Source organism: Flavilitoribacter nigricans DSM 23189 = NBRC 102662 (assembly GCF_002646595.1).
GTDB classification, from domain to species: Bacteria; Bacteroidota; Bacteroidia; order Chitinophagales; family Saprospiraceae; genus Flavilitoribacter; species Flavilitoribacter nigricans.
The window spans coordinates 1-21,349 of sequence record NZ_PDUD01000021.1 but is presented as its reverse complement, the minus strand read 5'-3'; the positions used below and the strand labels follow the sequence as shown (position 1 = coordinate 21,349).

The 21,349-nt window shown below is 47.5% G+C and carries 20 protein-coding genes; 10 read left to right on the top strand and 10 right to left on the bottom strand.

Translation table 11 applies throughout. The features are described from left to right. Window positions 1-54 precede the first annotated feature (54 nt). The gene (locus CRP01_RS15585) at window positions 55-1,407 is read right to left on the bottom strand and encodes an amidohydrolase (protein ID WP_099151205.1); all 1,353 of its coding nucleotides are present in this window, start codon (window positions 1,405-1,407) and stop codon (window positions 55-57) included. A 125-nt stretch (window positions 1,408-1,532) separates the two neighbouring features. After that, entirely contained in the window at window positions 1,533-3,221 is a 1,689-nt protein-coding gene (locus CRP01_RS15580) for an amidohydrolase family protein (RefSeq protein ID WP_099150998.1), read from the bottom strand. A gap of 251 nt (window positions 3,222-3,472) precedes the next feature. On the opposite strand from CRP01_RS15580, the gene nudK reads away from it, so the two are divergent. Next, on the top strand, window positions 3,473-4,051 hold the full coding sequence (nudK, locus tag CRP01_RS15575) for a GDP-mannose pyrophosphatase NudK (protein ID WP_099150997.1): 579 nt from the start codon (window positions 3,473-3,475) through the stop codon (window positions 4,049-4,051). 6 nt (window positions 4,052-4,057) lie between these two features. Here the strand turns inward: nudK and CRP01_RS15570 are convergent, their stop codons facing one another. Further along, complete coding sequence (locus CRP01_RS15570) at window positions 4,058-4,747, bottom strand: hypothetical protein (protein WP_099150996.1); 690 nt, start codon at window positions 4,745-4,747, stop codon at window positions 4,058-4,060. Window positions 4,748-4,769: 22 nt separating this feature from the next. Further along, a complete protein-coding gene (locus CRP01_RS15565) occupies window positions 4,770-5,108 on the bottom strand; it encodes a PadR family transcriptional regulator (RefSeq protein WP_099150995.1) in 339 nt (112 codons plus the stop codon). Window positions 5,109-5,387: 279 nt separating this feature from the next. Here CRP01_RS15565 and CRP01_RS15560 point away from each other — a divergent pair, with 279 nt between their 5' ends. Next, window positions 5,388-6,098, top strand: coding sequence for a 3-keto-disaccharide hydrolase (locus CRP01_RS15560; protein WP_099150994.1), 711 nt, complete (start codon window positions 5,388-5,390; stop codon window positions 6,096-6,098). 101 nt (window positions 6,099-6,199) lie between these two features. Here CRP01_RS15560 and CRP01_RS15555 read toward each other — a convergent pair whose 3' ends face one another. Next, the gene (locus CRP01_RS15555; RefSeq protein WP_099150993.1) at window positions 6,200-7,066 is read right to left on the bottom strand and encodes an SDR family oxidoreductase; all 867 of its coding nucleotides are present in this window, start codon (window positions 7,064-7,066) and stop codon (window positions 6,200-6,202) included. A 127-nt stretch (window positions 7,067-7,193) separates the two neighbouring features. Here CRP01_RS15555 and CRP01_RS15550 point away from each other — a divergent pair, with 127 nt between their 5' ends. Continuing rightward, window positions 7,194-7,550 carry a winged helix-turn-helix transcriptional regulator gene (locus CRP01_RS15550; protein ID WP_099150992.1) on the top strand — a complete coding sequence of 119 codons (357 nt, stop codon included), beginning with the start codon at window positions 7,194-7,196 and terminating at the stop codon, window positions 7,548-7,550. On the opposite strand, the gene CRP01_RS15545 is transcribed toward CRP01_RS15550, so the two are convergent. The 3 genes from CRP01_RS15545 to CRP01_RS15535 are packed head-to-tail and all read right to left on the bottom strand — an operon-like array spanning window position 7,551 to window position 12,255. Further along, window positions 7,551-8,912: an FN3 domain-containing metallophosphoesterase family protein gene (locus CRP01_RS15545; protein WP_099150991.1), complete on the bottom strand. Its 1,362-nt coding sequence runs from the start codon at window positions 8,910-8,912 to the stop codon at window positions 7,551-7,553. 10 nt (window positions 8,913-8,922) lie between these two features. Then, window positions 8,923-9,753 carry an HpcH/HpaI aldolase family protein gene (locus CRP01_RS15540; RefSeq protein WP_099150990.1) on the bottom strand — a complete coding sequence of 277 codons (831 nt, stop codon included), beginning with the start codon at window positions 9,751-9,753 and terminating at the stop codon, window positions 8,923-8,925. A 60-nt stretch (window positions 9,754-9,813) separates the two neighbouring features. Next, complete coding sequence (locus tag CRP01_RS15535; protein ID WP_099150989.1) at window positions 9,814-12,255, bottom strand: hypothetical protein; 2,442 nt, start codon at window positions 12,253-12,255, stop codon at window positions 9,814-9,816. Window positions 12,256-12,591: 336 nt separating this feature from the next. Between CRP01_RS15535 and CRP01_RS15530 the strand changes: the two genes are divergently transcribed. Beyond that, a complete protein-coding gene (locus tag CRP01_RS15530; RefSeq protein ID WP_099150988.1) occupies window positions 12,592-14,115 on the top strand; it encodes an alpha-amylase C-terminal beta-sheet domain-containing protein in 1,524 nt (507 codons plus the stop codon). Between the two features lie 292 nt (window positions 14,116-14,407). Here CRP01_RS15530 and CRP01_RS15525 read toward each other — a convergent pair whose 3' ends face one another. Together CRP01_RS15525 and CRP01_RS15520 are read right to left on the bottom strand one after the other, a co-directional pair. After that, the gene (locus CRP01_RS15525) at window positions 14,408-14,797 is read right to left on the bottom strand and encodes a hypothetical protein (RefSeq protein WP_099150987.1); all 390 of its coding nucleotides are present in this window, start codon (window positions 14,795-14,797) and stop codon (window positions 14,408-14,410) included. After that, window positions 14,794-15,324, bottom strand: a complete 531-nt coding sequence (locus CRP01_RS15520; protein WP_099150986.1) for a hypothetical protein — start codon at window positions 15,322-15,324, stop codon at window positions 14,794-14,796. The genes CRP01_RS15525 and CRP01_RS15520 overlap by 4 nt, the downstream gene beginning before the upstream one ends. Window positions 15,325-15,488: 164 nt before the next feature. Here CRP01_RS15520 and CRP01_RS15515 point away from each other — a divergent pair, with 164 nt between their 5' ends. From CRP01_RS15515 to tnpA, 6 genes are all read left to right on the top strand, one after another. Continuing rightward, on the top strand, window positions 15,489-15,947 hold the full coding sequence (locus CRP01_RS15515; RefSeq protein WP_099150985.1) for a hypothetical protein: 459 nt from the start codon (window positions 15,489-15,491) through the stop codon (window positions 15,945-15,947). Window positions 15,948-16,464: 517 nt separating this feature from the next. Then, on the top strand, window positions 16,465-16,824 hold the full coding sequence (locus tag CRP01_RS15510; RefSeq protein ID WP_099150984.1) for a hypothetical protein: 360 nt from the start codon (window positions 16,465-16,467) through the stop codon (window positions 16,822-16,824). Window positions 16,825-16,911: 87 nt separating this feature from the next. Further along, window positions 16,912-19,626, top strand: coding sequence for a sigma-54-dependent transcriptional regulator (locus CRP01_RS15505; RefSeq protein WP_170110388.1), 2,715 nt, complete (start codon window positions 16,912-16,914; stop codon window positions 19,624-19,626). Between the two features lie 71 nt (window positions 19,627-19,697). Beyond that, complete coding sequence (locus tag CRP01_RS15500) at window positions 19,698-20,147, top strand: helix-turn-helix domain-containing protein (RefSeq protein ID WP_099150982.1); 450 nt, start codon at window positions 19,698-19,700, stop codon at window positions 20,145-20,147. A 538-nt stretch (window positions 20,148-20,685) separates the two neighbouring features. Continuing rightward, the gene (locus tag CRP01_RS15495) at window positions 20,686-20,979 is read left to right on the top strand and encodes a recombinase family protein (RefSeq protein WP_099150981.1); all 294 of its coding nucleotides are present in this window, start codon (window positions 20,686-20,688) and stop codon (window positions 20,977-20,979) included. Between the two features lie 42 nt (window positions 20,980-21,021). After that, window positions 21,022-21,318, top strand: coding sequence for an IS66 family insertion sequence element accessory protein TnpA (tnpA, locus tag CRP01_RS15490; protein ID WP_099150980.1), 297 nt, complete (start codon window positions 21,022-21,024; stop codon window positions 21,316-21,318). Window positions 21,319-21,349 lie beyond the last annotated feature (31 nt).

The window sequence follows — 21,349 nt, the reverse complement described above, 5'->3', positions numbered from 1 at the left end:
TAAAATGGTCCCTAATTAAATGGACTAATTGGGTCCGGCCGCAGCCGGCTCTTCTTACTTTTCTCCCATGAACAATTGCTCGAATACACCTTCCATGCAATTGTCGATCTCTTCGGTATGCAGGTACACCGCCGGAACGTCCTCGGCCGGATTCACATCTAAGCGCATATCATCCGGATCGTTCTCAATGTCGAAACGGATCACCCCGTCTACGATCGTTTTTTGCGGAATAGCGTATACCGAAAGCGGATGGGCGCTGAAGATGGCGATATCCGCATCTTTACCCACTTCCAGTGATCCGGTCCGCTCGGCGATGCCCAATTGTTTCGCCGGATTGATGGTGATTAGGGCGAGCGCTTCGTCGTCGCTCAGGCCTCCGTAACGCTGGGTTTTGGCGGCCTCGTGGTAAAGGTGACGAATGAGCTCACTGTCGTCGGAATTGATCGAAGTAACCACGCCGTTCTTGGAGAGGATCGCCGCATTGTAAGCGGTGGAATAGTATACCTCAAATTTGTAGGCCCACCAGTCGGCAAATACCGAAGCGCCGGCACCGAAATCGGCCAGTTCGGGAGCTACTTTGAAGCCTTCGTTCACGTGCTGGAAACACAGCCGATCCACACCGAAATCCTTACATACTTCCATCAGCATAGCGATCTCATCCGCCCGGTAAGAGTGGCAGTGGATGATGATATCGCCCCGGAGAATATCCGCCAGCGTTTCCATCCGGCGATCGTATTTGGGAGGTACGGCATTGGCGTTGGAGCGACGCTCCTGCTCGTATTTTTCCTGCGCGGCCATATAGACTTTAGCTTCCGAGAAGGCATTGCGGAAAACCTGCTCCACCCCCATCCGGGTGCGGGGCATGATGTTGCGCCCTTCACCGTGTACGCGCATGGGGTTTTCACCCAGAGCAAATTTGATGGTCCGGGGAGCCCCTTCCATCCGCAGTTCATTCGGATTGTAGACTCCGTAGCGGTGTTTGATGGTCTCGCACTGTCCGCCGATGGCATTGGCCGATCCGTGCATGGCGTGGGAGGCCGTTACTCCACCGGCCAGCGCCCGGTAGATCCCTACGTCCAGGGGATCCAGAGCGTCACCTACCCAGACTTCGGCGGTAACCGGATTGGTCGCTTCGTTGACCCCGTCCAGCGCCAAATGGGAATGGGCATCGATGATACCCGGCATCACGAACTGGCCGGTGGCATCGATGGTGAGGGTTCCGGCCGGAGCGCTCAGGCTTTTACCGATCCGCCGGATCTTACCGTCCGCGACCAACACGTCGGTATTTTCTAAAGTTCCGTTGGTAACGGTAAGGACCGTCCCGTTCTTGATGAGTAGTGTGCCTTCCTGTGCCGGTAGCCAACTGGCAATGATCCCGAACAGCAAGAGCAATATGATTGATCTCATGATTATCTTTTTTATCTGAAAAGCGAAAATGATCGCCCGTTTTGATGATTTCAAAAATTCGGATAAACCGCGCTGCAATATTTAGCAAGCTTAGCGGTTATCCGGAAACTGTTTTGCAGTGGTCTTTAGTCCGGAACACCGATCCGTTCGCCCTCTACATCGAAAGTTCCGAAGCTACCGGCCGTAACCGTACCTTCCACTTCGTCTCCGTCGATGATCACGTCGAAAGATACTTTCATGGCCTGCCCACCCGCATCGTAGGGGAAGGAAAAGCTGAGGTTATTACCGGAAAGGACCACTTCCTGCAGCTCGCCTTCGGAGCCGTCATCCGGACTGGTGATGGTACCACTGATCTGGCCGTCGCCGTCCTGCTTGATCTTGAAGGTCCCGCTCATCGCCTGTCCGGGAATATTGATGGTATAACTCCATTCGCCGGCCGCCGAAACTTTGGCGCTGGCATCTCCTTTCTTTTTGGGTTTCTTGGCTTCGTATTCAAAGGGCGCACCGTCTACAAACACGTAGCGCACGTTGGATTCTTTGGAAAAATAGGGCTTATCGGTAATCACAAGATTAGCGATCTTGCCTTTTTCCAGCGTGCCCAACATATCGGACATTCCCAGCATTTTGGCCGGGATGGTGGTGAGGGAAGCCAGTACCTTTTCCTCGCTGATCCCCTTTTCGATCATGGTCATCAGGTTATTTTTCACGTCACCACTCTTTACTTCCAGCGTAGAGAATCCGAAAGTCAGTCCGGCTTCGGATAAAGTAGCCGCCTGACTCTGATGCTTGGCGATCGCTTCTTTCTGGCGTTTTTTCAGGGCCTCTTTTTCCGGATCCGGTTTAGCTTTTTCTTTATCTTCCTCCTCTCCTTCTTCTTTCTTCTTTTCTTCCTTGCTTTCCGGAATATCCAGCGAAAGCAGGAGCGGAAAGCCCTTGGCTTTCAGTTCATCCGTCATGTAAAATCCCTGCTTCAGTCCGGCCAGTACCAGCGGGAAGCCGAGTTCCTCCTGGAGAGCCAGTACACGGTAGGCGTCCTTGACGCTTTCGGCCGTAAAAAATACCGGCAATTCCTGGTCCAGTACCGGATAAAAGGCTTCCAAAGTACCATCGTAGGACGGGCGGGTCATCCCGCGGGGATTGTTCTTATAATTTTTTTCGTGCTGCTGGGCCTGTTTGGCCTGCTGGTACAATTCCCGCCACTTGGACATTACCGCCATCGTGGTGGCCGGATAGACACGACGGGCCCCCTCCAACTGGGAGAACAGCGAGGTATTACTCGCCAGCACCATTTCCTCCGGACTGCTTCCGCCCAGTAGGATGATGGCTCCCTGACCGGGCAGCATGTTACCGTGCGGCACTACGTGGGCGGCGGTAAAGCCCAGTTTACGCATACTTTCGATGGAGGAATCATCCGCAGACAACAGATCGACTACACTACGTTCCGGCTGGATGCCGGCCGCGTCGTTCGGCGGATTGCCCGGATCTTTGATCTCCCGGCGCTCTTCGTCTTTCGGACGGGGTACACCGGTGCGGGACAGGCCTTCGATAAAGCCCGGATAGATGTACATGGAATCCACATCGATCACCTTGGCATTGGATGGGACGGATACGGATTTGCCTACGGCCTCGATCAGGCCGTTTTTAATTAGGATCTGTCCATTCTCGATCATCTGCCCCGGCTGGGTAATGATGGTCGCGTTTTTCAGGACAAAAGTACGGGTGACGGGGGCTATCTCCTGGTCATCCTGCGCGTAGCTTAGGAACGGCAGGAAGCACAGCAATAGCAGGCCCCCAATTAATCGACTTTTTTTCATACTAGTATTAAAAATTTATGAGCAATAATGTTATAACCATCACAGCCTTACATTGTTGCGTGCCGACAGCCAGCCGGCAAGCCAATGAAAAAGGCATTCCAGGATCCAGATTTTCTAGTTATGTCTAATGGCTCACGCCTAAAGAAGAGAAGTGTTTTGTCAATGTAGCACGCTCAAAAATATAAAATTTACCATAATTGTCGCGACCGGTTTTGTACATTGCCATTTAACCATCCCTGTAAATAAGATTTATGAACACCGATATCGAGATCCTCGAAAATACCATCATTGCCCAAAACTGGGCGGTACTCCGGAAGATCACCTACCGCATTCTGAAAGCTAACGGAAGCCGGGATACCCAGACCCGGGAAGCCTACGACCGGGGCAACGGCGCGGCGATCCTGCTGTACAATAAACAGAAGCGCAGTGTGATCCTGACCCGACAGTTCCGGCTGCCCACTTTCATCAACGGCAATCCGGAAGGTCTGCTCATCGAGGCTTGTGCGGGCATCCTGGACGAAGCCGATCCGGTAGCCTGTATCAAGCGGGAAACGGAAGAAGAGACGGGCTATCAGATCTCCGAAGTGGAAAAGGTTTTTGAAGCCTATATGTCGCCGGGATCGGTGACGGAGCTGCTCTATTTTTTCGTGGCTGCCTACACGGAAGATATGAAACTACACGAAGGCGGCGGGTTGGATGAAGAAGAAGAAGACATCGAAGTACTGGAATACGCCTTTGATGAAGCCTACCGCATGCTGGAAAACGGCCAGATCCGGGACGGAAAAACCATCATGCTACTACAGTACCTGAAGATCCACCACTTCCAGTAAAGCCCTCTAGACATAGCGGGGAAAATATCGATGCAGATCTTCTTTTACCCTTTTGGGTAACTGGAAGAAAAGGATATACATGAAAAAACCGGAATAGGTAAAGAAAAAAGCCAGGAGCCAGGCCACCCAGTCGGCCAGCGGGGTGAAGTCATGAGAACCAATCATGTAAATGTAAAACCACGAATTAAACACATTGATCACATTGGCGATCACCCCGTAAGTGGCTTCCAGTCGTAGGAAGCGCTTTCCGTCTTTTACCATCCCCTTTTTGGAGAAGTAGATCGTCCGGATCCCACAGCCGAAAATCAGCAGAAAACCGATGGAAATGAGCCATTCCGCAGGGATCGGCAAATAAAACAATAAGCGGATCGCCAAAAGGACCGCTATCGAGAGGAGTACTTTGGGCCAGTGGAAATAGGTTGTCCAGCTGCGAAACACCCATCGCCAGGCTTCCTTCTGGATCGCCTGGGTCTGCTGATCGATCAGCGACCAGAATCCGGTGATCGGGAATTTACCGTAAACCCGCTCGACCGCACTTTCGAAAGAAACACGGGGCTCTTCCCGCCAGATATCTTCAATAGCCGAAGCGAAATGGTCCACCAGTTCCACCTGCAGGTCGTAGTAGCGAACGCGTTTGCGGCGCATGAAAGCAAACAGTTCCGTTAATTGTTCTTCGTTTATTTTTTTGGTCTTCATCAAAAACACGTTTTGGGGAGCGCTATCCTATTCCCGGTTTGAGATCCAGCAATTGTTGCATCTGCTGCACAAAGGCCTGTAATTCGTCCATCTTATGGGCCGTTTCTTTTAGCCCGGATTCTGTCAGCAGGTAATACTTCCGTGTGCGGCCGTCGACTTCCTGATACTCTACCCTCAGGAAACCGTCACCTTCCAGTTTATGCAGAGCCGGGTACAGGGCGCCCTCGGTAACAATCAGTTCCCCGTCCGTCAGTTCCTTGACCTTCTGGCAGATCTCGTAGCCGTACATACGTTCGTTCTCCTCCAGCAGGCGCAGGATGATGGTGGATAAAGAACCTTTGTATAATTTATTGTTTGCCATAGTCCAACGTGCGAATGTGGAAATGTGGAAAGGTTGAGTTTGCCAGGCATTTAAAACTTGCCCAACGTTTCCACATTTCCACGTTCATACATTTCGGTGCCGGGATACGATAGGTTGAAAAAGGTTATCACTGCCCGGGCACTTACCATACATACCTAAGTTTTTTAGGCATCACAAATATACCTAAATTTCTTAGGCATCACAACTTTTTTCCATCATGCTTTTCTCAACTGCATCGCAGCCCGGGCATTGTTTTGTATCTTGTTCAAAAACAGGCACATGAAATCTGGATTACCTTTTACCTTCCTTTTATTGCTCTTGCTAAGCGCATGCAACAACACTCCTCCCCCGGCGGATGCAACCGAAACCGAAACACCGGAAGCCGCTCCCGAAGCAAGCTGGGAACCGCTGTTCTCCGCAGATCTCTCCAACGCGGAGTTTCAGGAAAATGTCTGGACTGTCGAGAACGGTGAACTCACCGCCAGCGAAGACCAGGCGATCTGGACGACCCGGGAATACGATAATTTCGTGCTGGACCTGGAATTTAAAAATGCACCGGGCACCAACAGTGGGGTCATCGTCTACTGTACGGATAAAGAGGACTGGATCCCGAATTCCGTAGAAGTACAGATCGCCGATGACTACGCCCAGCAATGGGCCGAATCTCCGAAAGACTGGCAATGCGGCGCCATCTTCGGTCACCTGCCCGCCAAAGAACAGCAAGTCGTCCACCCGCCGGGAGAATGGAATCATTATACCATCACCTGCATCGATCAGCAGATCAAAGTGGAACTGAACGGGCAGGAAGTTACTAATATGGATATGAGCAAATGGACTTCCGCGACTACCAATCCCGACGGCAGCCCCATTCCCGAATGGTTGAGTACGCCTTTTGCCGAATTACCAACCAAAGGATACATTGGATTGCAGGGCAAACACGCCGGTGCCCCCGTTTGGTTTCGGAACGTTCGCATCCGGGAGTTGAACTGAGGCTAACTTCATGGTCCAGCAAAAAAAGCGCAAGAGATGGTTTTCCCTTGCGCTTTTCAATTTTCACGGGCTGCAGTTTTGCCCAGATTAAATTCTGCTGACTATCCGTAGACCGTCTGCAGATAAGTCTTCAGGTCCGTCGGTTTTCTTCCCAGCAGCGATTCCAGGTCCGATCCGTTGCTCGCAAATTCGCCCTGTTGGATCGCTTCTCCGAAAGCAACGAACATGCCGATATATTCCGCCGGAACACCGGCGTTGGTCAGCGCTTCCCGGTAGACTTCTATATCCGGTTTGAGGTAGGGTACGGTTTTTCCGGTGATCTCCGAGAGGTAATCGGCCACATCCTGGAACGTATAATTTTCGGTATGGACGATCTTATAGGCTTTATTTTCGTGACCAGCTGTGGTAAGTACCGCAGCGGCCGCTTCGGCCATGTCATCTCTCGTTACAAAGGCAACCTGACCGTCACCCGCCGGGTAGAAAACACCGTTTTCCAGCACCTGCTCGCCCAGGAACATCGGAAGGACGTCCGCGTAGAGCGAATTCAGCATGATGGTGTAATTCAGTCCGCTGGCCTGCAGGTAGCGATCCGTTTCGATATGCGAAGCGCCCAAAATACCCAGCGGGTTACTGTCCGTTTCGTTCTTTCTGGTAAAACTGGTGTACACCACGTGTTTGACGCCGGCTGCTTTGGCCGCATCGATGGCTCTCTTATGCTGATCGAGGCGGTTGCCCACATCGGATCCGGAGACCAGTAATAATTTTTCCATTCCCTCCATGGCTGCGACCAGAGAAGCGGGGTCATCATAATTCCCAACTTTAATATGAATTCCCTTTTCCTTCAGAGATTCCGCCTTGGCCGTATCCCTCACGAGGGCAGAGATGGTTTCCGGGGCTACACCTTTATCCAGTAAGTGATCGATGGCTGCGCTACCGAAATTACCGGTAGCTCCTGTTACTAATATCATTTTATTCTTTTTGTGATTAATATTTCTGATGGGTCAAAATTATGGTACCTTTGGTATCAAAAGTATATTAGTATACAAAAGTATAGCGCTATACTTTTGTATACCAGCCTGGATAAATACCGCAATTATGACCGTTCGACCCAGCCTGTCTGATATCAAAAAATGTTCCACTACTTATGTGCTGGCCATCAATGACGCCCTTAATGTTTTCCAGGGAAAATGGAAAATGCCAATCATCGGCGTGTTGCTGTTCGGTAAGAAAAGATTTAAGGAGATCAGTCACGAGATCCCGAAGATTACCCCGCGCATGTTGTCGAAAGAGTTGAAAGATCTGGAGGCCAACGGTATCGTGAAAAGAACGGTTTTCAATACCATGCCCGTAAAAGTAGAGTACGAACTGACCGAATCGGGCCAGTCGCTCCACGACGTATTGGAAGCGATGATCGAATGGGGCCTCGATCATCGCGACCGGAATATCGGCTGATTACTTATCCGTGCTTTTCTTACTCAGGTAATTTTTCAGATCTGCATCCCAGGATTCCACCAGTTCGGCATCATAACGTTCCTCAAACGATGCCGGCGGGAGCAGCGATTCTGCGTGCAGGTCGGGATGGACCGTATATTGCAGATCACCACCGGCATCTCTGCTGATGGTAAATTCATCGTACACCTCTCCTACTACAGTTTTGGCCACATAGTGAACAGCCTCCGGACTCACCTCGATCTCCTGGTACAATTGCAGCGAAGTGCCCGCCCTTTCTATCCAGTCGCCAAACTGAATGGCATTCTGGAACGGCCCCGCCACCGATACCACGTACATGGGTGACGGATGGTCTATCCTGCCCCGGGCGTACAGGTGTTCATGCCCGGTGAGTACCAGCGGCACCTGGTATTTTTCGTACAGCGCCTTGAATTCCGGGAATCGAATACCGGGTTTCCGGTTACGGGCCGACGCATCCATGGCATGGTGGTGCGTGATGAATACCCAATCTCCTTTGAACTCCTTCAGTCGCTCCTCGGTCCAAGCTAAGATGGCGGCCCGGTCTTCCGGATAGCGATACCGGTTGAGATTGAGAGAGATCACCCGGATGTTGTTGTAATCCACATAAAAAGTCTCTTCTTCGTGCCCTTCCGGTCCATTGCGGGGAAAAGTGAAGTTATAATACCAGTGCTCGGACATATCGATCCCGCTCTTTGCGTTCAGATGCTCGTGGTTGCCGGGGGTGGACAGCATCGGATAATTTTGGAAGATCCAGCCGCCGGTGGGGAAAAATTCGTTCCAGTTCTCTTTGTTCAGGCCACCCCGGTGTACGAGATCGCCCCCGAAAAGCAGGAATTTGGCATCCGGCTGCGCCAATACGGCCTGACGAATAGTACGACTCCCCAGGGAAAAGATATCCCGCTGCACATCGCCAAAATACAGGAAAGAAAAAGTTTCCTCCGGATCTCCGCTAGCCGTGCGGAACTCAGACCATTCGGACCAGAAATTCCCGTTGCCCACCCGGTAGGAATAGAGCGTATTCGGCTGCAGGCCGGTAATGTTGACACTGTGGTAATTCCACACCCCATCGTCCGCCGGATGGGCGTCACTTTCCGCCCGGATCCGCTGCACCTGGTCCGCAAAGAAGGGGCTGGCGGTTGCTTCCAGGTATTCCACAAAACTTTCCTTTTGCAACTCATGCGTTCGCCAGTTGACCGACTGGCTCGTCGCCGGAGCGCTTTCCCAGGCGATGTTGATGTGATGCGGGTACTGATACTTATCGTTCCCTAATTGCGGTTGCGGCCGAAAGCCGTAGGCCAGTGCACCGACCATCAGCGCTGCGGCCAGGATAATTTTTTTAAACATGCTTACTCATTTATATGACTTCGTTTACAGGATCATTGCTTTGCGAACCGTTGCCGCCATCACCCGACGCCGCCCGGATCGCTCCGATATCGGTCAACAGTCGTTGTTTGAACAGGCTCATATCCGAACTGTGGATGACGATGTTTACACCTTCTTTTACCCAGTCGATCTGCCTTTGGGGCGTTTCGGAAAAATGAATGCCCACCCCCAGCGTATGTTTTCGTGCCTTCTGGATGATCGTTTTTACCGCTGCTACAAAATCCGGGTGATCGTACTGCTCCGGAATACCCATGCTGATCGACAGGTCGTGGGGGCCGATAAAAACCCCGTCCAGGCCGTCGACGGTTAGCAGTTCATCCAGTCGTTCCAATGCCGGGACGCTTTCAACATTAGCGATCACCAGATTGCCGAAATTATGCCGTTCCAGGTAAGTCTGCATTTCCGCGGGCAAGGTAGCGCTGCCGTGCAGTACGGCGTCCAGCCGCTCCCCTTTTAAGGGCCGATACTTGATGGCTCCAACAAGCTCCCGGATCTGTTCCGGCTGTTCCAGATAAGGAGCAATGACACCGATCGCCCCATCGTCGATCACCTGCCCCGCCCGGTAAGGATCCGGCTGCAGGATGCGTACGATGGGCGTGAGCCCGTAGGCCTGGTAAGTGCGGCACATGTGGGCCAGTTCCATCCGTTCGAGCGGGATGTGTTCGGTATCGATAAATACAAAGTCCAGAGCAGTGCCGGCCACCAGTTCGGGCCAGCGGGGCGCATTTACCGTGATGCAGGTGCCGTAGACGTTCCGGCCCTGCTGTAGTTTTCGCTTCAGATCATCGCGTTGAAAACTCATGATGGGTGGCTTTGTTTAAGGGAATTCCGGTTTGCAGTAGATCAATCACTTTCGGACCGTTTATTCTTTTTGCGCTTTGATGATCCACACTTCCGATACCTGTGCGCCCCGCTCCGCCTCCCCGCAGGTCCAGGTGAAAAGGACCTGCCCGTCCTGTACTGCTTCGGCCGGAATAGCAAATTCGTGCAGGGGCTGGGTGCCGGTTTGGATAAAATCGTGTACCGGTAGGCCGTCGGCCGTCAATTTCATCCGGGATTTAAAACGCCCGGTATAGGCCACCCGGATGCGGTAACTGCTCTCCGGATCGAGATCTTCGTAGAGTACTTCCAGAGGTTGATCGTACAAGGTAGTGATCTGATTGGCCCAGGCCAGGGGTGTCGCCTGACCGGAAAAACCCGTGGCCGTAATTTCGTGTACCCACTCTTCTCCGATCAGTCCGACCCCAAAACTTACCCGTGGAGTTTTCAGATTACCGGGATCCTCGGTAAGCGGAGTTCGCACCAGCACCCGCTCCCAACTGGCCGGATCGCCAAAATTATCGTAACAGCCCCCTTCTCCCGGATTCTCCCGGTGCAACAGGGCCGCAATGGCAGCTCTTTGCGCTTCGGTGGTGCGAAGTGCCTTGATCTTATTCAGCTCGGAATAGATATATGCGATATCATTCAGTGGGTTATCAATATTGTCGATAAAATTACCGCGACCACCCATCGCCCCGTGCTTTTCCACGGTAAGCTGGGCACCGATGCTTTCGTATAAATCGTCGGCCATTTGTTCACATTTTTCCTTGAAAGGGTGAACACCCTGTTGTTTTCGATATTCGGCCAGGGTTTCTTCGCAGCGATTTATAGCTTCCTTTACCCCATTGCTACCGTAATCTCCCAACTGCTGCCGGGCCAGATTTTCCACGTAGGTTTCCCGGATCAGTCGCTGTTGGATATAGGCATCAAAATAGGCGCGAATGACTCCCATTTGGAAACGGAAATTGGAACGCACTGCTTGCGGGGCCCGGGCCTCCATGGCCTGCCACTGCCAGAGACTTTTTTCCACCTGCTCGTTTGTCAATAGCGGGCCGCGCAGGTTACGTTCCAATGACAGTAGTCCCTGCGCTACGGATTCCGTGTAATCCGGCCCAATGAAGAAGCGGGCGTAATCCCGTAAAGTTTCGATCACCGGAGTTTCCGGATCCCAGTCCTGATCACTCCAGATGAATTTATTGACATCATCATTGGTACCTTCCGAATAACTCAGGCTGCCGTTGCCCCATTCATCGAGAGCATTGTGGATACGTTTCTGGTCTTCCGGCCTCGGATTGATGCATTCGCGTCCCAGCGTAATGGCGTAAGCAAGATCCCAGTGCGGAATCGGATACTGCGAACTCAAACTGTGCGTAATATCGGGATAACGCCGGATCGGAATGTCCGGATCGATCAGATGCCGGATCTCGGGCAACGGAGTTTTCACCCAGGGGCCAAACACGACCCCACCCAGCCAGTCGTATTTCCGGTTGATGTGTTGGTAAAAGGAGCCCAGCCAGAGCCGGGTTGGTCGGAACACCTGCGGAGAGACCCAGATCTTAGCTTCCGGATGGTACTGGTGCAGTACCGTAGCCACCTGTTCCAGCCAGGCAAAAAGGATATCCGGCGCCAGATCGCCGGGATCCCCACCGGGTACGAACAAATGGTCCAGCCGGGGAACGGCTGCAAATACTTCGTGCCGCTCTGCTATTTCCTTGGCGATAGAATCAGGATGTTCGTAATCCGTCCCCATGTTGGGATACCACATCCAGACATCCAGATCGTAATCCGCACAGGCAGCCGATTGGGCCGCAATCATTTCGATGGCCGGGATCGGCATGTGCCTGCTGGTAAAATCATCATCGGTCCGCGGCGGCATGATCTCAATGCTGTTGGCACCGAAGATCGCCAGTTCACGGATGTATTGATCGAATTGGTCGGCCGACCAGGCGTCGTAAGCATTGGTTTTCGGGCGATACCCCAACTGGTGCCCCCGGATCTCGTAGCGCGGTGTGCTGGAAAGTTTTAGATGGCCTGACAGTAGCAGTCGGTCGGGATGAATTTCCAGCTTGCGCAATAGTTTACCCATCGCGTACAGGGCTCCTCTCTTATCGTTGGCTACCAGTACTACTTTCCGGGCCCAAGGTATGGTGAAGAGCTGATAGCCTTCCGGCCCGATCGGGGAAAGTGTACGTATTTCCCGTAACCAGTCGTCCGGTAATTTCGCTTTTTCAGCTTCCGTGATCAGCACAATTTGGGGAGCATCATTACTTTCCAGTGCATTGCGTACCGGCAATTGCACCGTACTGCGCCGGGAGACTTCATCCCGCAGGACCGCCGTTACCTTTTGCCAATCGGCCCGTTGTACGGGCGATACGTATACCGATGCTTTAGAAAGATCCAAAGGGCTGGTTGAATCCTGGGCGCTCAGGGCAGTGGACCACCAGAGCAGTAGCCCCAAAATGGGGAGGTGTAGGGTGTTAGGCATAAACGAGCTGATAAGGGTTCGTTAGCAGAATATTTAATAGACGAATTAAAGTCCGCTATCCCCCAATGTCTTTACCAGCGATGCGGATATAAGTAAGTATGGAATCAGGGATTGGGGTACGCGCTACTCAGCACTTAATAAAGGATCCGATCCCCTAATCGATCACCTGGCTTCATGATAAAAGCGGATAAATTTTTCGCTTCGCCAATCATTTTTGGGGTAAAAGCAGTTTCTTAGATAATGTTTGCCCCATTATACACCGGCGAACGAATCCTTTTCTACATTTTCCTGGCAGAACGGAGCTGTTCTTGTACAATCATCTAAATGAGGAGTTTCATGAAATACTTTATCATTCTCATCCACCTATTGGTGTCTATGATCGGTTGCGATCTCGTATCCGATCCAATGCGTTTTAGTCCGGCCGGTTTTGATGACGACCGGGTTTTACTGCAGGGCTTTTACTGGGAGTCCTACCGGCACGGCCATACGGACCGTTTTCCGGAGTTCGGCACCAAAAAATGGTATCAGATCATCCAGGAAAATGCACCGGCGATCCGGGACGCCCGCTTCGATCTGATCTGGCTGCCACCGCCTTCTTACGCCGGAGGACTCAGCGCCGGATACAACCCCAAAGAATATTTCAATCTGAATAATAGTTACGGCGACCAGCAATTGCACCGGGCCATGCTGGAAACCCTGCTGCTCAACGGCGTAGAACCCGTCGCCGACATCGTGATCAATCACCGGGACGGGACCAACGGCTGGGCGGGTTTTGTCGATCCGGCCTGGGATACCCAATCCATTTGCCGCGATGATGAAGCCTTTCTGAATAGCAATTCCGAAGTCTACAATACACCGGTCGCCCAGCGGGGCGCTCCCGAGGAAAAGCCGACTCCCTACGCCCAACACCAGGGCACTACCTACTCCTATAACGCCTTCCGGGACCTGGACCATACCAATCCCGAAGTTCGCCGGGATCTGATCCGCTATTTATTACAGCTAAAATCCTTCGGCTACCGCGGCTGGCGCTACGATATGGTCCACGGCTACCACGCCCGCTGGATCGGGGTATACAATCGCGCCAGTCAACCTACCTTTTCGGTTGGAGAGTACGATTGGGATAAACAGGCCGAGCAGCGCGGCTGGGTCTGGCATACCGCCACCAATGAAGGCGACCTGACCACCGCCAGCAATGTCTTTGATTTCTCTTCATTCTTCACCCTCAAAGACAACAAAGGCAATTACACGGCCTGGTACGGCTTTGGCAATGGTCCGGGCCTGATCGGTGATAATACGGATAATCACGACTGGCGCAACCGGGCCGTTACCTTCCTCGAAAATCACGATACCGGCTATCGCACTAATGAGGACGGCAGTCCTCAGCAAAACCACGAGCGGGACAATTTTGCGAATAACTGGCAGATCGAACAGGCCTACGCCTATCTGCTGACCCATCCGGGCGTGCCCAGTGTATTCTGGAAACACTATTTCGATTGGGGGAACGATCTGCAGCAAAAGATCAAAGCGTTGATCAACGCCCGCAAGGTGGCCGGCGTGACGAGCGGCAGCCAGATCCATACGCAGGATAATGCCCGGGAAAAAGGCATCTATGCTGCTTTCGTGGAAGGACGGGACGGCAAAGCCCTCTACGTCCGTATCGGCGGCAGTGACGACGACTGGCAACCCCATTATTCCGGCTACCAGGATTACCGGGAATATGCGGCTGGTAATGGCTGGAAGGTTTGGGTGAAATTGCCGGGTAATCCGGAGGTGCGGCAGGCAAATCTGAAAAGCCCTTTCCCCCTACCGGAATACCGGGAGCCGGAAAGTATTGAGGTGAGTGATGGGGATCTGAATTAAGGAAATTCCGGTGTCTTTCTCAACGTTCACGTAAGTGGATGTGTCTTTGTACAGCAACGCGGAATTATCCAGGCCTTCCCCCCGCACTCGGTGCGGTCCCGGAGGCCGTAGCGTGTAGTTGCTTCGGACCGGCATCCAGTAAAGATCCTGCGTTGAAGCCGTAATCGGCTTGGAAAAAATCGGAAATGGGGCTGAGCGCCGATGGGCAGGTCCGCCCCGGTCCGATCGGCACTACTTTTTACTCTGCAGCAGTGGATGGGGAGGTCGTGGAGACGCGTTGAGATGGATCAAGTCAGGCTGACGCCAAGGCGTCTACATAAGCCTCAGAAATTTTCTTCAGGTATTTAGCGTAGATCAATCCAAAATAACTGGTATAGGAATTTTTTTGGTAGTATTCATCTCGCAATGCCAGCTCCTGGAATTCTGCATCGGTAAAGGCGCGGATCACAGCCTCGGCTTCTTCCGTGGTTAATGCAAGCGGTTGGGGTGTTTCGTCATCATGGCATTGGCTAAGCTGGTCTAATTTGAGATAAGAACGATCCATCGCTTCCAGGTATTCCATTTTTTGGGCTGGAATGCTGCCGGCTTCTTTACCTTCGATATAGTTTTTAATGACTACCAGCAGGTGGATGCTTAAAGCATGTGCGTCAATACCCGGTATGTTGAGATGGATGGTGGTCATTTGTCTATTGCATTTCCTGGAGGTCGTTTCAAAAAGATTTGTTGCAATTTCATTCTTTTTTGGCATTCTGGCAAGAGTGGATATCCTATTATCAATTCTAATTCAAGTTTTTCAGCGCTCAAAATATCCGTAATAGTAATTGTTTGATAAACCAAATTACTTGACGAGTAGAAGTTCTCATTGTATCTTTTTCGTCCATTCCTGCTTATTCCATATTTCCAAACCTCTCCTGGAAATAAAAGAATTTGCTGGATACCCTTATTGCAATTGATACATGGATAGTTACCCCTAAGGCCTGCAATCAAACGGTACACTTCTACATTTTCTGACTTCAATGGCTTTTTATCAAAATCCTCCTGCCTTTGTCTGGAAAGTATATAACCCCCATCCTGACCTTTTTCTAAAAATGGTGGTAATCCAAAATATATCGCGACACCAAAAAGAAATATTATGGAAATGATAAAGGGGTTTGTCTTTTTCCTAAGTTCTTTACTTTTTGAAAACCCTTTAGAAATTTTTTGAACCATATGGGGCTATTTAAAAGGGATAAATCTATGTCACATCAGTAAAATTAGCACATAACAAAATAAATACAAACTTTTCTGGTTCAAAAAATAAATTCATTAACTAATACGCTTACACGTTTACCTATTTTTTTATATTACAGATTAAGTTATTTCTATTGGAATGTTTGAGTATCAACCAAAAAGGGAGTAAAAAGTATGACAACTATTCTGCAAGTAACCAAACCCTAGGCGCTCAATCAACCCTCATCGATCCGAGACTTCGCCCCTACTGGCAACAGGCCCGTGCCGGCGATATCAATGCCGTCTTTGAGCTATCCCGATATCTTTATGCGCACGAAGGCTATTCGGAAGATCTGGACGGTGCGCTTTACTACAAATCCATCCTGGTGGAAAACTTCCCGGCAGAAAGGGATACATATACCTGTGCTGTGACACTCATGGAGATCGGCATGATCTATGCCGAAAAAGCAATGCGGGAGGAGGCTTTGACCTGGTTCCGGAGGGCTTATACTTTTATCAAAGAGGGCTACCCTACCGACCAGGGCCTGCAGCTGATGGTGGAGATTGGATTTTTTGATTTTGTGGTGGAGAGTGGGTTTTCGGTTGGAGTAGTCATCAGATAAATCTGATATTAGATCCGGTGAAAATCTAAAATTAATTTATTGAAGTGATTTAAACTTTTATTATACCAGCGAACGCCAGCCCTTCTAAGTTCTCAAATGCAGACCCGAAAGACAAATGAAGTAAATACAGAAGCGAGATTCAATTAAGGATTGATGCGCATACCAGTAGAAAAGTTTAAATGGCTCATTGTCAATCCAACTCGAAGCCTAGCCATATAAAATGAAACGTTTGGAATCGAATGAAATTCGACTAAAGAAAACGACTAGCCCAGAGGCCAGTCGCCTTTCATGCGTCTTTAAGATGAGTATCAACTGAAATCTCTTTCCCTAAAAGGGCGTAGTTTGAACTAGCGAGCTTTTAAGATCAAATCAATATTTTAACAATTGTTAAAAAAAAGTTAAAACAAGAATTTATCCTTGTAATAACATAAATTGCTATTTGCAATATACTATATTGCTTTTTTGTTCTTTGAAAATTTCTGTCTGGTATTGGCGAAAGATAAAAACCTACTTGCCTATGAACTTAGATACGGACTCTGATGGTAAGGATTTCGGCAACGGTTTAGGCCCCGTCGAATGCTGTGATTTGCTTATCGAAAAATGGGAAAACTTTTTAAGCAAAAATGGCTTTCCAAATGAATTACCTAAGGAGAAAGACAAGTTAATTGAATTTTCACATGATGAATTGCTTCAATTAGGTCAAATCACAATTGAAACATTGAAGCTAGTTAGAGGGGTTTTATCGGAAAATGAGAATCCCGATGATGATACACTTGTAAATATGAACGAAGATACGTTACAGGCGATAGCCAAAGCATTGGAGATTATTGGAAAAGCAATTGCCACTTATGAGGCATTAGCTCACTTACTGCAATGAAATAAATTGTTTAAACCATCGCTTTCTACCAGGCAGAAGTTTTTAAAGAACATACTGTTAAGTTAATATCAGCTAAAGCTTATGAGCATGAATAACAAGGTATTTTTAAATGGATTAGAACCTCCTACACTTTTTATAGGCTTGGGCGGAACAGGTGGAAATATTATTAGAAATCTGAAATTTCTATTAACTAGTTCAGGAATGGATCTCTTATCCAGTATTACATCCCTTGGAATAGATTCAACAGATGATTGCTGTGAATTTCCACAAGAACGGTGTTTAATTAATCCTCAAGGTAGACAATCGCATATTGATGTGAAAAATGAAAAGAATATTAAGAACATGATGCAACAAAAAACTACGATTTTGCTGATAGATGATGACTTAGAATATATTCATGCCTTGAGTTTTGCTTTTCGAAAACATTATGACTTTGAAGAAGCGGCCGGGGTGAAGCAGCTAAGGGAAAAACTAAATTCAAAGGAGCATTTTGACCTTATTTTATTGGATTTGGTCTTGGAAAAAAGCGGCGAGAAGATCGGTTTGGATCTCATTCCCGAGATTCAGGAAAAGCGGCCAGGTATTCCGATCATTGTAGTTACCGGGAATAGCGACTACCAAACCGCAGTAGAGGCTCTTTACCGGGGCGCTCAAAATTTCCTGTACAAGGGAGATTACAAGTATGAGGTTTGGGACGCCACCTTCCAGCAGGTGATACGGGATGCCAATCTAAAGAGCAAGGTCGAAGAACTGGAAAAAGAAAACAAGAAACTGCAAGAGATAAAGGATCGTCATGAGTTTATCCAGCATCCGGATTTTCCGATAATTGGTGGTTCACCACAGATGGAAAGACTGAGAAGGTCTCTAAAAATCGCCGCCGAAAAACCTGATCTTACCGTAATGATCACTGGGGATACTGGTGTTGGCAAGAGCATCGCTGCTCATTCGCTGCATTACAATAGTTCGCAAAGGCACAAGCATCCCTTTGAAGAGATTTTTATTTCCAATATCGCGAAAAGGATGCTGGAAGCCGAGTTATTCGGCGCAAAAAAGGGTAGCTATACCGATCTGAAGGAAGACCGCACCGGCCGTTTGGAACTGGCCAATCAGGGAATTGTTTTTCTGGACGAGATCGGCGACCTAGACCCCAACAGCCAAGGCAAACTGCTGCAGTTTCTGCAAAAGAAAACCATTTGGCCGCTGGACGCCAAGCAGGATATCGTGCTGGATGTGCAAGTGCTGACCGCTACCAATAAGATAATGCCAACTGAAGTAGCGGAAGGGCGCTTTCGGAAAGGTCTCTATGAAAGGTTAAATATTTTTCCCATTGAGATTCCACTATGTGGGTATTACCATTCGGAAAGGCTACAGAATTTTTTTATTAATAAAGTCAATAGAATCTTTCTAGCAGAATATGACTGGAGTGGTAATGTACGGGAATTAAGAAAAACAAAGCAAGACAGTGACGTAGCAAAAAAATTGAAATCTTCAGTTATAGAAGGATATTTTGATGTGTATCAGCCCCATTTCTTATTACATCCTTTAACTTTTCTTTCTAATTCAAATTCTTCGCTGATTAAGAGTATACGTTCTGATAAAATTTCTAATCAACTGGAAAGAATGCATAGGGAAAGGGCGATAATCTCAATTCTAATCGATTCTTATGCTTATAATATTAGTGCTCATAGTTTAACCGTCCTCAAATGGTGGTATCAGCAGCGCATAGGGAATAGAGTATCAAAGAATATTAGAAACAATCAACTAATTGAAAATTGTAAAACTCTAATTGCAACTTTTCAAAAAAAGGAATCATTCAAAATCTTCAATTGGCCAGAGCTAAAAAAAATTATTCAGAGTATTTCGGCTAAATGGTATGACCATCAGCTGTTAAAAATACGAAAAGAGAAGCTTGTAATTAGTCATGTTCATAATAGGTTAATTTCTTTAAAAAATTCACTTAATACTCTGGTTAAAAATTTTTTAGATAGAAAGACCCGATGGGATGGAATATATTCCGTGAATCTGATAATGGAAAATTTTTTGAACATTCCTATTTGTATTTTTGATAAAACTCATCAACTCAACTTATTTGCTATATATCAGGATAAGATATGTGCTTTTGAGTTTTTTAATGATTGGTTAGTACAAAGTAAGTTTGATTATTACAATGAGATAAAAATTCTAGAAAAAAGCGATAACGTTCCAAAATTCTCTCACGTTTTTGGAGTTCCCAATCAATCGAATCCGAATTTTGCTATTCATATTCAATATAGTAATAGTAATAGAACTGTAGAGGCCTTTAGGAAGAGCTTGTGTGTTTTTGATAAAATCGAGGAAGAACTTAATTCTAGACGGCTAAATTTGATGAATTGCCTACTTAATACACCATTCAACAAGAAAAGACTTAGTGGTCGTGATCCAATCATAATCAATAAACTCTTAAATGGACCTACTAAAAATCGAAGATACAGTGTACAGAAAGTTTGGGAATTTTTTGAAAAAAAGATTGTTAAGATACAGGATAAGCGGGCTTTGATAACAGTTGATTCAAAAATACTTCAAGCTGAAGTTAGTAAAAAGAATAAGGAAATTTCTTTCACGAAAGAAGTTTTGCTTTTAAGGTATAAACATGAAATAAGTGCATCTTTTGATTCCTTTGAGAGGATTTCTCAAGTTGCAATTCAAGAAACTTATTTCAATCACCAGGTCAAAAAGTTTATTTCGATCTCAGAATTTAAGCCGAGATTTCTAGATTTATTTCTTAAATCAGAAGATAACTTTGACCTTCAAATTAGGGCTTAGTTCTTCTACCATCTTGCAGATGATGGAGAATTACGTAAAGTCCAATTTTTTCCAAATCAAAAAAAAAGATCATGATCGAAATCGGTAAGGCAATTGTAAGAGTTAGAAAAACTTTAGGTCTTAGTCAGAAACAACTTCTTGAAAGGTGTGATAATAAGATTTCACAAAGCTTTTTATCACAGATCGAACGAGGAGAACGAAATCTAAATCTTGAGAATTTGGAAGTCATTGCCAAGAATGGTTTAAGAATTCCACCACATCTTCTTGTTTTTATTGCTCAAGGTGATTTGAAAGATGAATCGGATGAATTTTCTGTGTTACTACATGATACCTTTGATTTCTTGAAGACTATTTATTTCAAGGCTCTTCTAGCAAGAGAAAAGCAAAATCAGTTAAGGAAATTAGAGGATGACAAAATCAAAATTCAAGAGGAAATTTCTAATATGAAAAACCTTAAATCGGAATTTGAAGAACTGCTAAAGAATAAAGTAGAGCTATCTAGTCATGAACTTTTAAATTAAAGCCTAGGTTATTCAACTTTGTTCTGAAACCTTTAAAGTCAATCTTATTTCATAGAAATAAGAAGCAACTCTCAGTAGCAAAACTGAAAACAAATAAACCTTGATGTCATTATTGCCCAAAATTATTCTAGGGGATGACCTAAAAGAAAAGAAAATTTAAAGTTCAGATTTTGGCAAACTATTTGACGGGGCCTAAACCGTTGCCGAAATCCTTACCATCAGAGTCCGTATCTGATTTCGAAGAAAGGAACGTTAACTGTTCCTTTCTTTTTTTTAATTAGACTGTTTTGATGATAACATCTACACAAGTTGGCACAAGGTATATATCAAATGGAATTGTAACTGCCGATTATTGAAATGTTTTAAAACAAATAACCATTATCGCTTCTCAGTTGCCCGTCAAAAAAAAACGGAGGTTTTCTCAAACACTTCTTCTTCAATAATTTACGGAACTTTTTCCCGAAAGTTTCGTACAAAAAACTAGTTTTTCAAATCAGCGTATGGTATTTTGCTGCCATAACCTTTTTAGCAAACACTCATGAAGATCGGATACGCCAGAGTTAGCACCAAAGAGCAGAATCTTTCTCTTCAACTGGATGCACTTCAGAAAGAAGGTTGCAAACAGATCTATCAGGAAAAGATCAGTGGTGCCAAAGCGGCGCGGCCGGAACTCCGACGGATGATCGATCAGCTCAGAGAAGGTGATGTGATTATTACCTGGAAATTAGACCGGATGGGCAGATCCCTCCGAGATCTGATCAACCTGGTCAATGAGATTGAGGAAAAAGGCGCAGGTGTGCTCTTCCCAAATCGCGCAACCAAAAATGAGTAGAGAGTTAGCAAGAAATTATCTAACTTTCAAAAAACTTATCAGATGCGTAAGAGTGATTTTACCGAATCTCAACGTCTGGCGATCCTGGCTGAACAAGATGCCGGTCAATCGGTAGAAGTAATTTGCCGAAAACATCAGATCAGCCCAGCTACTTTTTATAAATGGAAGAAGGATCTGGCTATCGAACAGGACGAGGATAAACGTCGATTGAAGGAACTGGAGGAGGAGAACGCCCGTCTCAAAAAAATGTTTGCTGAACTGAGCATCAACCATAATATACTGCAACAAGGCTATGAGATGATAAAAAAGTACCAGGCCCAAGACGCCAAGAAGAAATGATTGATAGCATTAAGGCGGATCAGGCAGTCGG

Coding starts and splice junctions, on each gene's coding strand:
- CRP01_RS15570 (WP_099150996.1), bottom strand. CDS start 4,747: ATGAAGACCAAAAAAATAAACGAAGAACAATTAACGGAACTGTTTGCT.
- CRP01_RS15510 (WP_099150984.1), top strand. CDS start 16,465: ATGAACTTAGATACGGACTCTGATGGTAAGGATTTCGGCAACGGTTTA.
- CRP01_RS15495 (WP_099150981.1), top strand. CDS start 20,686: ATGAAGATCGGATACGCCAGAGTTAGCACCAAAGAGCAGAATCTTTCT.
- CRP01_RS15560 (WP_099150994.1), top strand. CDS start 5,388: ATGAAATCTGGATTACCTTTTACCTTCCTTTTATTGCTCTTGCTAAGC.
- CRP01_RS15525 (WP_099150987.1), bottom strand. CDS start 14,797: ATGACCACCATCCATCTCAACATACCGGGTATTGACGCACATGCTTTA.
- nudK (WP_099150997.1), top strand. CDS start 3,473: ATGAACACCGATATCGAGATCCTCGAAAATACCATCATTGCCCAAAAC.
- CRP01_RS15535 (WP_099150989.1), bottom strand. CDS start 12,255: ATGCCTAACACCCTACACCTCCCCATTTTGGGGCTACTGCTCTGGTGG.
- CRP01_RS15530 (WP_099150988.1), top strand. CDS start 12,592: ATGAAATACTTTATCATTCTCATCCACCTATTGGTGTCTATGATCGGT.
- CRP01_RS15500 (WP_099150982.1), top strand. CDS start 19,698: ATGATCGAAATCGGTAAGGCAATTGTAAGAGTTAGAAAAACTTTAGGT.
- tnpA (WP_099150980.1), top strand. CDS start 21,022: ATGCGTAAGAGTGATTTTACCGAATCTCAACGTCTGGCGATCCTGGCT.
- CRP01_RS15520 (WP_099150986.1), bottom strand. CDS start 15,324: ATGGTTCAAAAAATTTCTAAAGGGTTTTCAAAAAGTAAAGAACTTAGG.
- CRP01_RS15550 (WP_099150992.1), top strand. CDS start 7,194: ATGACCGTTCGACCCAGCCTGTCTGATATCAAAAAATGTTCCACTACT.
- CRP01_RS15505 (WP_170110388.1), top strand. CDS start 16,912: ATGAATAACAAGGTATTTTTAAATGGATTAGAACCTCCTACACTTTTT.
- CRP01_RS15555 (WP_099150993.1), bottom strand. CDS start 7,066: ATGATATTAGTAACAGGAGCTACCGGTAATTTCGGTAGCGCAGCCATC.
- CRP01_RS15540 (WP_099150990.1), bottom strand. CDS start 9,753: ATGAGTTTTCAACGCGATGATCTGAAGCGAAAACTACAGCAGGGCCGG.
- CRP01_RS15585 (WP_099151205.1), bottom strand. CDS start 1,407: ATGAGATCAATCATATTGCTCTTGCTGTTCGGGATCATTGCCAGTTGG.
- CRP01_RS15545 (WP_099150991.1), bottom strand. CDS start 8,912: ATGTTTAAAAAAATTATCCTGGCCGCAGCGCTGATGGTCGGTGCACTG.
- CRP01_RS15580 (WP_099150998.1), bottom strand. CDS start 3,221: ATGAAAAAAAGTCGATTAATTGGGGGCCTGCTATTGCTGTGCTTCCTG.
- CRP01_RS15565 (WP_099150995.1), bottom strand. CDS start 5,108: ATGGCAAACAATAAATTATACAAAGGTTCTTTATCCACCATCATCCTG.